The 11,773-nt window shown below is 62.0% G+C and carries 10 protein-coding genes; all 10 read right to left on the bottom strand.

Going from position 1 to position 11,773, the window contains the following annotated elements; genetic code table 11:
* Nucleotides 1–3: 3 nt before the first annotated feature.
* The 10 genes from kdpC to AB4Y43_RS33440 all read right to left on the bottom strand — a co-directional run bounded on the left by kdpC (nucleotide 4) and on the right by AB4Y43_RS33440 (nucleotide 10,770).
* Entirely contained in the window at nucleotides 4–585 is a 582-nt protein-coding gene (kdpC, locus tag AB4Y43_RS33485; RefSeq protein WP_368729736.1) for a potassium-transporting ATPase subunit KdpC, read from the bottom strand.
* A 3-nt stretch (nucleotides 586–588) separates the two neighbouring features.
* Nucleotides 589–2,739, bottom strand: coding sequence for a potassium-transporting ATPase subunit KdpB (kdpB, locus tag AB4Y43_RS33480; RefSeq protein ID WP_368729735.1), 2,151 nt, complete (start codon nucleotides 2,737–2,739; stop codon nucleotides 589–591).
* Between the two features lie 13 nt (nucleotides 2,740–2,752).
* A complete protein-coding gene (kdpA, locus tag AB4Y43_RS33475; protein ID WP_368729734.1) occupies nucleotides 2,753–4,561 on the bottom strand; it encodes a potassium-transporting ATPase subunit KdpA in 1,809 nt (602 codons plus the stop codon).
* Nucleotides 4,558–4,653, bottom strand: a complete 96-nt coding sequence (locus AB4Y43_RS33470) for a potassium-transporting ATPase subunit F (RefSeq protein WP_069268979.1) — start codon at nucleotides 4,651–4,653, stop codon at nucleotides 4,558–4,560. Before AB4Y43_RS33470 ends, kdpA (AB4Y43_RS33475) begins: the two co-directional genes overlap by 4 nt.
* A 335-nt stretch (nucleotides 4,654–4,988) precedes the next feature.
* Nucleotides 4,989–6,800 (bottom strand): potassium-transporting ATPase subunit KdpA, encoded by a 1,812-nt coding sequence (gene kdpA, locus AB4Y43_RS33465; RefSeq protein ID WP_368729733.1) that lies wholly within the window; start codon nucleotides 6,798–6,800, stop codon nucleotides 4,989–4,991.
* Nucleotides 6,801–7,139: 339 nt separating this feature from the next.
* Nucleotides 7,140–7,778: a GNAT family N-acetyltransferase gene (locus tag AB4Y43_RS33460; protein WP_368729768.1), complete on the bottom strand. Its 639-nt coding sequence runs from the start codon at nucleotides 7,776–7,778 to the stop codon at nucleotides 7,140–7,142.
* A 122-nt stretch (nucleotides 7,779–7,900) separates the two neighbouring features.
* Nucleotides 7,901–8,857: a potassium-transporting ATPase subunit C gene (locus tag AB4Y43_RS33455; RefSeq protein WP_368729732.1), complete on the bottom strand. Its 957-nt coding sequence runs from the start codon at nucleotides 8,855–8,857 to the stop codon at nucleotides 7,901–7,903.
* A gap of 33 nt (nucleotides 8,858–8,890) precedes the next feature.
* The gene (locus AB4Y43_RS33450) at nucleotides 8,891–9,256 is read right to left on the bottom strand and encodes a copper resistance protein CopC (protein ID WP_368729731.1); all 366 of its coding nucleotides are present in this window, start codon (nucleotides 9,254–9,256) and stop codon (nucleotides 8,891–8,893) included.
* Nucleotides 9,257–9,274: 18 nt separating this feature from the next.
* On the bottom strand, nucleotides 9,275–10,174 hold the full coding sequence (locus tag AB4Y43_RS33445; protein ID WP_368729730.1) for a hypothetical protein: 900 nt from the start codon (nucleotides 10,172–10,174) through the stop codon (nucleotides 9,275–9,277).
* 155 nt (nucleotides 10,175–10,329) lie between these two features.
* Nucleotides 10,330–10,770 (bottom strand): DUF2946 domain-containing protein, encoded by a 441-nt coding sequence (locus tag AB4Y43_RS33440; protein ID WP_368729729.1) that lies wholly within the window; start codon nucleotides 10,768–10,770, stop codon nucleotides 10,330–10,332.
* Nucleotides 10,771–11,773 lie beyond the last annotated feature (1,003 nt).

The following is an 11,773-nucleotide window of genomic DNA, read 5'->3' as shown; positions in this document are numbered from 1 at the left end:
ACCTCAATGCATCGGCTTGATCTCGTCGAGCGCGAGATTCAGCTTCAGCACATTCACGCGCGGCTCACCAAATATGCCGAACTGGCGTCCAGAAGTGTTCTGCGCGATCAGTCCATTGACCCGGTCAAGCGGCAGTCCACGCGCATTCGCCACGCGCGCGGCCTGGTACGCGGCCGCAGCCGGCGTGATGTCGGGGTCGAGCCCGCTGCCGGACGAGGTCACGAGATCGACCGGTATAGGAGTGGTGTTCGACGGATCAGCATCATGCAGCGCCGCGATACGCCCCTTTACTTCGTCGGCAAGGGCCGGATTCGTCGGTCCGAGGTTCGAGCCGCCAGAATTCTGTGCGTTATAAGGATTCGGTGTCGTGGCCGACACGCGGCCCCAGAAGTAGGACGGTGCGTCAAACTGCTGGCCGATCAGCGCGGAGCCGACCGGCTTGCCGTTCTGCTCGATCAGGCTGCCGTTGGACTGCCGCGAAAACACGGCCTGAGAAACCGCCGTCACCACGAGCGGATAGATGCCGCCCGTAATTACCGTCAGCAACACAAACAACACCAGCACGGGTCGCAAGGAATTGTTCATGGTTCAAACCCATCCAAAAGCGGTAAGGATTACGTCAATCAGCTTGATGAACGGAAATGGCAACAGGATTCCCCCGAGACCGTAGATCAGCAGGTTCCGGCGCAAGACGGCTGCGGCGCCGAGCGCGCGATACCGGACACCCTTGAGCGCGAGCGGGATGAGCGCGACGATGATGAGCGCGTTGAAAATGACCGCCGAGAGGATGGCCGACGACGGGGACGTCAGGTGCATCACGTCCAGCACGCGCAGGTTCGGATAAGTCGATGCGAACGCCGCCGGAATGATCGCGAAGTACTTCGCGACGTCGTTGGCGATCGAGAACGTCGTGAGTGAGCCGCGCGTCATGAGCATCTGCTTGCCGATCTCGACGATCTCGATCAGCTTCGTCGGGTTCGAGTCGAGGTCGACCATGTTGCCCGCTTCCTTCGCCGCCTGCGTGCCGCTGTTCATCGCCACGGCGACGTCGGCCTGTGCGAGCGCCGGCGCATCGTTGGTGCCGTCGCCCGTCATTGCGACGAGACGCCCAGCCCCCTGATGTTCGCGGATCATCTTGAGCTTGGCTTCCGGCGTCGCTTCGGCGAGGAAGTCGTCGACGCCGGCCTCGGCTGCAATGGCTGCGGCCGTGAGCCGGTTGTCACCGGTGATCATGACCGTACGGATGCCCATCTTGCGCAGTTCGGCAAAGCGCTCCTTGATGCCGCCCTTCACAATGTCCTTGAGCTCGATCACACCGAGCACCCGCGCCGGTCCGCTGCCGGTACTGCCGTGGACGCCCGGCTTCTCGGCCACAACCAGCGGCGTGCTGCCGCGTCTCGCAACATCGGTCACAGCGGTGTTGACTTCGCCAGGATAGCGGCCGCCGTTGGCCTCGACATACTGCTTCACCGCTTCGGACGCGCCCTTGCGGATTTCACGTTCCGGTAGGTCGACGCCGCTCATCCGCGTTTGCGCCGTGAAGCCGAGGAACGTTGCGTGCAGCGCGCTCATGTCGCGCTCCCGGATATTGAAGCGCTGCTTGGCAAGCACAGTGATGCTGCGGCCTTCCGGAGTTTCGTCGGCGAGCGACGCCAGTTGCGCTGCGTCCGCCAGGTCCAGCTCCGAAACGCCAGGAGCCGGTACAAAGGTCGACGCCTGCCGGTTGCCCAGCGTGATGGTGCCCGTCTTGTCCAGCAGCAGCACGTCGACGTCGCCCGCCGCCTCGACCGCGCGCCCCGAAGTTGCAATCACGTTCGCCTGCATCATGCGGCTCATGCCTGCCACGCCAATCGCGGATAGCAGCCCGCCGATGGTGGTGGGAATCAGGCACACCAGCAGGGCCACGAGGGCCGTGATGGTCACGACGTGGCCCGCCTTTGCGGCCTGGACGGAGAAAATCGAGAACGGCAGCAACGTTGCAGTGGCAAACAGCAGGATGAGTGTCAGCGCCACCAGCAGGATCGTCAGCGCGATTTCGTTCGGCGTTTTCTGACGTTTTGCCCCTTCGACCATCGCGATCATCCGGTCGAGGAATGCCTCCCCCGGATTAACCGAGACCCGCACGACGATCCAGTCCGATAGCACGCGCGTGCCGCCCGTCACTGATGAGAAATCACCGCCCGATTCGCGGATCACCGGCGCGGACTCGCCCGTAATGGCCGACTCATCTACAGACGCGACGCCCTCGATGACCTCGCCGTCAGCAGGAATCGTGTCCCCCGTCTCGACCAGCACGACGTCGCCTTTCCTCAGATCGGTGGAGGCCATGAGCGTGACGGGCGATTTCGGATGCCCGTCGTTGAGCTTTTTCGCCATCACGTTGTGCTTCGCGCTGCGCAGCGATGCTGCCTGCGCCTTGGAGCGGCCTTCGGCAAGCGCTTCCGCAAAGTTGGCGAAGAGCACGGTAAACCACAGCCATAGCGCAATGGCAAGGATGAAGCCCGCCGGCGCCTCGGCCTGACCCGCGAGCGCGGCAAACCAGAGTATCGTTGTCAGGATGCTGCCCACGTACACGCAAAACATCACGGGATTGCGCAGCTGCGTACGAGGCTGGAGCTTGATGAAGGACTCCGCGATGGCGGGCTTGACGAGCACCGGGTCGAACATCGAGCGTGCAGCCGTGCGTGCCTGGCCAAGATTCTCGGGACGATGGGCAGGCGGTTGAGCGGGCGTAGTCATGCTTTCCTCGTACTCAGTGAGCGGCAACCATCGACAGATGCTCGGCAACGGGCCCAAGCGCAAGCGCTGGCACGAACGTCAGCGCGCCGATCAGGAGCACGGCCCCGAGCAGCAGCACGACGAACAGTGGACCGTGCGTGGGCAACGTCCCTTCGGTCACCCCGATGCGCTTCTTTTGGGCGAGCGAGCCCGCGACGGCGAGCACCGCGACCGCCGGAACGAACCGGCCAAACCACATGGCGATTGCCAGCAGCACGTTATAGAACGGCGTGTTGACGGAAAGCCCAGCAAACGCGCTGCCGTTGTTGTTCGTGGCCGAGGTGAACGCGTAGAGAATCTGGGAGAATCCGTGCGGGCCGGGATTGGAAATACCCGCGGTGCCCAGCGGTGACAGCACCCCGATCGACGTGCCAACGAGCACGATCATCGGCATGATGAGGACTGCGAGCGACACCATCTTCATTTCGTACGATTCGATCTTCTTGCCGACGTATTCCGGCGTGCGCCCAATCATCAACCCGGCGATGAACACCGCAAGAAGCGCAAATACCAGCATCCCGTAGAGCCCCGAGCCTACGCCGCCGTAGACGACCTCGCCCAGCTGCATCATCAGGATCGGCACGAAGCCACCCATCGGCGTGAGCGAATCGTGTGCATTGTTGACCGCCCCGCACGATGCCGACGTGGTGGCGACCGTGAAAATGCCGGAATCGGCAATGCCGAACCGCACTTCCTTGCCTTCCATGTTGCCGCCCGTCTGCAGCGCCGACCTCGTCTGGTCGACGCGCAGCGAGGTGAACAGAGGATTGCCCGCCTGCTCAGACGCGATCTCACCCCAGCATCCAATCGCAAACGCGATGGTCATGGCCGCAAGCACGGCATAGCCTTGCCGGTTATCGCCGATCATCCGGCCGAAAACGATGCACAGCGCCGCGCCAATACACAGCATGGCGATCATCTGGACGAAATTGGCCAGGGGCGTCGGGTTCTCGTAGGGATGCGCGGAATTGGCATTGAAGAAGCCGCCTCCGTTGGTGCCAAGCATCTTGATCGCTTCCTGGGACGCGAGCGGGCCCATCGCAATGGTCTGCTTGTCCGCCTTCATGTCCTGCATCACGGGGTTACCCTTGGCATCCTTGATCGGGTTGCCCTGTGCGTCGGTCTTCGGCACCTGGTAGGTCGTGACCTGCAGCGTGGGCACGTCCACGTACGCCCTGAAGTTCTGGATCGCGCCCTGACTCACGAGCACTAACGCGATGACGAACGCTATCGGCATGAGGATGTACAGCGTGGAGCGTGTCAGGTCGACCCAAAAATTGCCGATCGTCTTTGTCGTGTGGCGCGCAAACCCCCGTATGAGCGCGACGGCCACAGCAATGCCGGTCGCTGCGGAAAGGAAGTTCTGGACAGCGAGCGCCGTCATCTGCGTGAGATAGCTCACCGTTGTTTCCGGCGTATAGTTCTGCCAGTTCGTGTTGGTGATGAAGCTCACTGCCGTATTGAACGCGGCGTCGGGTGTCATGGGGCCGAAGCCCTGCGGGTTCGCCGGCAGCCATTGCTGCAGGCGCAGAAAGCCATATACCGCCAACGCGCCGAGCGCATTGAACAGCAGCACCGCGAACGCGTACTGTTTCCACGACATCTCGGCATCGGGATCCACCCCAGCAAGCTGATACAGAGAATGCTCGACTGGCCGCCCGATCTTGCGCACGACGACCGACGTGCCGTCGAGCACCGAGGTCATGTAGTGGCCAAGCGGAATGGCGACAGCAGTCAGCACTACGATGAAAAGCACGACGTGAAGTACGTTGTAGGTATTCATTCGAGCTCCTCCGCGCGCAGGAGCGCGTACACGAGGTACACGAGCAGGAGTAGCGTCGCGGCGGCGGCGAGCCAGATCATCCATGTGGTCATGGCCGACCTCCCGGTGCACGTCCGTATAGCTTCTCGCAACCAACGACAAGCGCGACACTGAGTCCCAGGAAGACCACAATGCCGGCAATATAGATGAGGTCCATTTCTGCCCCCTTGGCGGATCGGAAATGACGACGTAAAGTCAGAGCCTCGTAATGGTCATGACAAGACTAGGCAGCCGCGAATAAAAAAGGTGTAAATATCGAATACATGGAAGACTGCGACCATCGACACATCTGTGGCCGCAGCGTCGCCCACTCCTATTGCGTAAGCTGCTTAATTCATTAGGTCCGACCGTCGTTGCGATCATGGGCGCGAACACCGGCCCTTGCCGTCTAGTGGCCAACTGCTGCGCTTAACTGCTCGACGATGGGTCCCAGCGCAAGTGCCGGTAGATACGTGAGTGAGGCAATCATGACCACGGACCCAATAAGCAGCCCGACAAAAAGCGCGCTGTGCGTCGCCAGCGTGCCCGGACCCGCTTCTCGCCGAAGTTTGCCCGCGAGCGATCCGGCAATTGCCAGCACGGGAACGATCACAGCAAAGCGGCCAAACCACATCGCAATCGCGAGCATCCAGTTGTAGTACGGCGTATTGGCCGACAGGCCTGCGAACGCGCTGCCGTTATTGTTCGCCGCAGACGAGAACGCGTAGAGAATTTCGCTGAACCCATGCGGGCCGGGGTTCGCAATCCCTGCGATCCCAGCCGGCACCAGCACGGAAACCGCGGTACCGACCAGCACCAGAATGGGCGTCGAGAGAATCACTACTGCGACCATCTTCATCTCGAACGCGTCGATCTTCTTGCCCAGGTATTCAGGCGCCCGGCCAATCATCAGCCCGGCAACGAACACAGCCAGCATTGCATAGATAACCATGCTGAAAAGTCCAGAGCCTGGGCCACCGAACACGACTTCACCCGTCTGCATCAGCACCATCGGTACGAGTCCGCCGACTGGCGTGAACGAATCGTGCATCGCGTTGACGGCGCCATCGCCGCCGCTCGTCGTCACCGTCGCATAGAGGGCAGACGTCACTACGCCGAAGCGCGTTTCCTTGCCCTCCATATTGCCGCCCGACAGATTGACCGACATGTTCGCCATGCCGGTTTGTGGCGCTGCGATGTGAGTGACGGCATGCTGCTCGGCTTGCGCCGTGATCGCGGCTGCCACGACAAACATCACAGCCATGGCCGCGAGCAGCGCCCAGCCTTGCCGACGGTCGCCGATGACCACGCCGAACGTATAGCAAAGCGCGGCCGGAATCAGCAGAATGGCCAGCATCTGCAAGAAGTTGGCCAACGGCGTTGGGTTTTCATAGGGGTGCGCAGAATTTGCGTTGAAGAAACCACCACCATCGCCGCTCAACAGCTTGATCGACTCCTGTGAGGCGACCGGGCCCATGGGTAGCAACTGCTGCTGCGAAGTCATGCTTTGCTGCACCACGTTTCCTGTGGCGTCGTGCACCGGTTGACCCTGCGCATCCAGTTTTGGCTGCTGCCATGTGATCGCCTGCAAGGTGTGCACCTCGCGGTATGTGTCGAAGTTCTGGATCACGCCTTGCGCCATGAACGCGATTGCGAACAGCACGGAGAGTGGAATCAGGACGTAGAGAGTCGAGCGCGTCAGATCCACCCACAGGTTGCCGACCGTCTGCGCGCCGTGCCTCGCGAGTCCCCGCATGAGGGCGAACATCACCGCCATGCCGCTTGCTGCTGAGAGAAAGCTTTGCACGGTAATGCCGAGCATCTGGCTCAAATAGCTCAGGGTCGTTTCGCCGGCGTAACCCTGCCAGCTCGTGTTCGTGACGAAACTCACGGCCGTATTGAAGGCCGAATCCGGACTCACGGCAGGGAGCGCCTGGGGATTGAGCGGCAGCCATTGCTGCACCCTTTGCAGCGCATACAGGAAGAGCAGGCCGACGGCGTTCACCAGAAGCAGCGCAACTGCGTAGGTCTTCCAGGCCATCTCCGAGTCTGGATCGACACCGGCGACGCGATAGATCAGCCGCTCGACAGGCCGTCCGATCACTGAGAGCCATGGAGCCCTGCCTTCGGCTGCTCGCGCCATGTAAAGCCCGAGCGGCTTCACGAGTGCGATCAGTACGACCAGAAATAGACTCATCTGAAAGCCGGCACTCGCAATCATCTAGCCTCCCGCAGCCGCCGTAGTCCGCCAAGCGGGCGTTCCATCTCTATTTCAGCTCGCGAAATGTCAATTCGACGGAAAGACTGCGGCGAACCGTATAAAGATCTTGTCAATACGGCTTCAGGAGGGCGAGTTGTGCTGCGCGCTACGCCAGAGCGTCCACGCGAGATCCGGAATCAGTTCGATGCGGGAGATGAGGAGCCAGTGCCTTCGGGGTCAGCTGCCGGCAATTGGATGATTCGGCAGCACGGCGAGCCCGTGGGTCGAACGGCTGTGCAACTTACGAAAACAGGGTGAACGGCAAGCGGGCCCACGGCGGCTCGCGGTTGTCGTCTTGATTCACGCAGCAAAGCGGACGAGACGCGCACTGGGCAGCGCGATCGGATGGGTCCATGCGGCCAGTGTCCGTGCAACGACAGGCGCCTTGCTCAGTATCGCGCTTTCATAGACCTTCCCGGCGAATCGTATTGCATCGACAATGCGGAACCCCTGCCCGCGATAGAACGAGACCAGATGCACTGCTGGATACGGCGTGTCGAGTGCAAGCTCTGCATAGCCGCGCGTCGCGGCCCAGTGTTCGGCGAACGCCAGCAGGGATTTTCCGATGCCGCGATTCTGCCATGAAGGCTCGATCGCCAGCTGACGGACCGTGGCCACGTCACCGCGATGGTAGTGCTCGCAGGCTGATTCGCTGTCGCGTGCGTAGAGCGTCATCGTGCCGATGATCTCCCCTTCGCTAACTACCACAAAGCAGTCGCCAGCTTGTGCTCGCCGCATCGTGACACTCACGTCCTGGTCCACGCAGGTGCAGTTCAACCCCGACATACCGAGTCGCGCAAACGCACGATGCAGCAGCGTCGTGAGCTGCTCGTACGAATCGCGCGAGGGATCAAACCGCCTCAGTACCACGCTGCCGATGCCCCGCTTACTGCGTGCGCGGGATGCGTGTCTCGCAGTTGTTGAATGTCGCCTCGACATGAGAACTTTCCAGGATCCACCTTTCATCAAAAGTCTAGAGTTGACGTTTGTGCCCCACAAGAAAAAATGTCGTAAAGAGTGGCGTTTGCTCCCTGCGCAAGACTCTTCATCGAAGCGAACAATTACGCCGGCGAGCCAAACTTGCGACGCAGATCCAGATTCATCTGCAACACGTTCACCATCGGCTCACCCACGAGACCGGCGAGCGGCGCCTGGGCCGTATCGTGAAGCATGGCACTGATCTCGGCGCGAACCATTGCAGGATCACGCTTCGTATCCTTCGCCCACGCCGCCGCCACGCGGTCGAGCTGGAACATCGCATTCGCGAGCGTAATGTCCGGGTCGAGACCCGAAGCCGACGCGGTCACAAGGTCCCCCGGCACGTTCTGCAGCGCGGCGTCCGGATGGTCCTGCCGCCACATGTCGAAGAAGGTCGATTGCACATCGCTCCCTGCGTTCACCGGCTCGATCGCACTCACGTCCTTCCCGTTGGCGTCCTTGTGCATGACGGCGGAGGGGAACGCACCCGGATTCGCCGCCGAAAACGCCGTGAAGAACGGCACCGCGAGATCGGCGGCCTTCGGCTGCGGCATGCCGGGGTTTGTGGCTATCCATCGCTTCACGTCCGCGGGATGCTGCTTCGCCCAGGCGTCCACATAGGCGCCGTGCGTGGGATCGGCATTGACCCACGCCTGCGCGAGGCTGTTATGCGCGTTGGCCCATTGCGCGACGATATGCGGCTGGCCGCCGAAGCGATCCGCCTGGAACCACGCCTCAACATCGGGCGCGACGAGCTGGCCCGCCTTCGGCCCCGCCGCATACGTTGCGATCGGCCCGATGGCGCGCGCCACGCGGTCACGCAGCGCGTAGTTCGCAGCACCGAGCCCCGACGATCCGGACGACGACGCGTCATATGAAACCGCCGATGGCCGCGGCTGGAAGTATTCGTCCTTCGTGAACGGCCGAGCGATCAGCAGCGAACCCACCGCCTTCCCGTCCGGTCCCTTGACCACGCTGCCGTTGGCCTGGAACGGAAACGCGGTCTGCCGTCGCGAACAGCACGTCCTGCACTGCGGCAAGGGCGATCTGCCCGGCGACGAGGGGCTCCATGATCACTTCACCGTGAAGGCATAGTGGCCCTGCGTACGGTGCCCGTCATCGGCTAAGGCAACCCACGATACCGTGTACACGCCCGGCGTCAGCGCGTTGAGCCCAACGGACATGTGCTTGCTGTTCGACGGGTCGACAACAGCCTTGCCGCTCGTCACGTCCTTGCCCTGCGCGTCCGTGACGGTGATCGAGCTGAATGCGGGTTCGAGCCCGTCATCGAAGTCGATCACCACGTCCTTCTGCGAGGTCGTCACCGTCGCGCCGGCCCCCGGCGCCTCGTGGGTGGGGTAGGCGTGCGCCTGCGCGAGCTGACAGACAGCGATCAGGAGCGCGGCAATGGCGACGCGTGCGGTCGTATGCAGTTTCATGAAAGGATTCCTCATAGGTCAGAACAGCGGCTTGCCGATCGAGTTCGGGAAAATGTCGTCGAAGTAGATATGGGCTTGCACCAGGATACCCGTGTGCGTGCCGGTCGCGCGATTGACGGGAATCTGCGCTTCGACGCCGAACTGCCCGTATCGATTGATCCAGATCACGCCGGGGTTGATCGTGCCCGTTGTCTGTCCTGAGCACGCGCCAGCCGTGCAGGTGCTCATCGGGAATTCGACGACGGGAATCAGGTTGCTGAACGGCTGGGGCAGCCCGAGATCCTTCACCTGCTGCTGCAGGTACGGAATGCTGTACTGCAGCGTCAGGCCCCAGCCGAGCGAGTTCGGCCCCTGGTCCGATGACGCGGTCGTCAGATTCGGGCCGATCGTGCCGGTGATGGCGAACGGCCGCAGGTAGCCGAGCGACGCGGGCAGGTCGCCGAAGCCCTTGCCGAAGTAGACGGTCGGGGTGAAAGTCGAAAACGGGTTCGCGACCGATCTGGCGCCGGTGCCGCCGAGCGTGGCAAGCAGCCCGACCGACGCCATGAACTCGTGCTGCGGGTTCGCGTAGGCAAGATATTTGACGCCGAGCGTGAAATTGTCCCAGCCCTTCGCGTTGCCGTCCGGCGAGTTCAGGCTCGCGTAGTTGCTCGCGACGCTGAACGCGAGATTCTTCGTGATCAGCTTGTCCCACTCGTACGACACCGTGTTGATGTTCGTATCGTTGCCATTGCTGTTGGGCGTCTTGGTGTGGCCGTACTCCAGGTTGAATTCATCGCCGACGCCGGGATCGTCGACTGCCAGCGTGGCAGGGAATACACGATCGCCGACCACTGCGTGGGCCGACGCATCGAATGAAACCAGGCACGGCGCAAGCGCGCACAGCGCTGCGGCGCCCCGTTTGAGAGTGGTTCGCATGTCCAGGTCCTGATCGAATTGTGGTGAGGCGCCCTCGCACGCGGCCCCCTGCCGAGGACGAGGAAGTCCTGGGAGGGGGCGCGCAGTAGGCGCGCGCCAGCGCAGCGATGCCGTTCACCGGCATCGCCACGTTGACTGGAAGACGTCTACGAAGATCAGGACCAGGCGGGGGGAGCGCGCGGCTGAGCCGGCGTCAGCACCGTGTACGGGCGGAACGCAGCGGTGACGAGGGGGGCGGGAAAGGACGGGCGCTGCGGCGCGATGCTCGATGCGACGGCCACGCCAGGCAAGGCTGGCGAATGCGCGAACAGTCCGCAATAGGGGCACGCGTCGCACAGCGACGACGAATCGGAGCCATGGTGGTGCCCGGCATGGGCATCCAACGCGACCTCGACCGCCGCATGATGGTGATGGGAATGATGCTCGTGACGCGCGACATCGCCATGCGCGCCGCGCAGCACCTGGGACACCACAGGCGCGACCACACTCAGCAGGATGGCAAGCATCCCGAGCCAGGCACCGATCTTCTGACGGTGGCGGTTGAGCACGTGTATCGGCGATACGTAAAAAAATTTACAGAGGAACGGTCGAGCCATCGCCGCTCTTCACCGGCGGCTGGTCGAGCGCGACCAGTTTGCAACAGGCAGTGCAACGATTAGGTGGCCGAGCGTACCAAATCTTTCGCCTGGGGTGAGATTCCCCATCACATAGCGGCAATTTGACGCTACGGGTTAATTGTAGTGTGGCGGCGCGCCGCACAGGCCCTGAATCAGTGCGTGGTTTTTCGCCCGGACCTGGGCGAAAACGTCGACCTCGGTCGACCTCATTGGGTGGTAGTCGGCCATCTCCCGTGACGTGGCCTTATGTTGGACGTTTGAACGTCGCATACGCTCTGATATCTGTCCTTGGAACCGCGACGACTCGGCCGGCAGCAACGGGGTCGGTTTTGGTGCATTCGGCGACGGCCCGGTGCCAGCGTTCGCCGTCCGACAGGACCCGGCAAGGCGCGGTCTGTCGCCAGCAGATCGACACGTAGTCTCGCGTGGCCAAGGCGAAAGCCGTCGCGAGACGATCGTATCTTTGATAGGCGTCGTTCAAAGATCGCTTGCGTTTGTGGAGTGCCGCCCGATGGCTCTGATGGGTCGCATAGCGAGCGACGGTCATTGTGAGCGCATACATCGCCGCACGTGCTGTGTGTGTACCCAGCGCAGGTAGACAGCAACTGGCTGATTTCTAAATGAAAATATTCGGGAAAGCAGGCAATTCGCACCGGCGGCCATCGCGCTCGTCTTCAGCAAATCGGAGAACGAGCCCCCAGGACGCTGATGAACGATGCATCCTTGGTCGCGTTGAGCCAAATGTTGCCGACGCCGGGCAGCGCGAAATGTGCGGCGAGCGGTAGGCACACGCGCGCAAATACCTGTTGTCTGGCCCTATATCCCCAGCTTTCTCGCGCGCCATCTCATGCGTATTTTCCCGGACGTCCCGAAAGGTTCTTGCCAATTTAACTAGATCTCTAATATAGTTGAGCAACACCTGTTGATGAAGGCGACCTGTCGCCGGGAGACATTCCATGCTGACCCACCAAGAAAACGAATT

The sequence above is a fragment of the Paraburkholderia sp. BR10872 genome (assembly GCF_040965835.1).
Taxonomy (GTDB): Bacteria; Pseudomonadota; Gammaproteobacteria; order Burkholderiales; family Burkholderiaceae; genus Paraburkholderia; species Paraburkholderia nodosa_A.
This window is presented reverse-complemented; position numbering and strand designations above follow the sequence as displayed.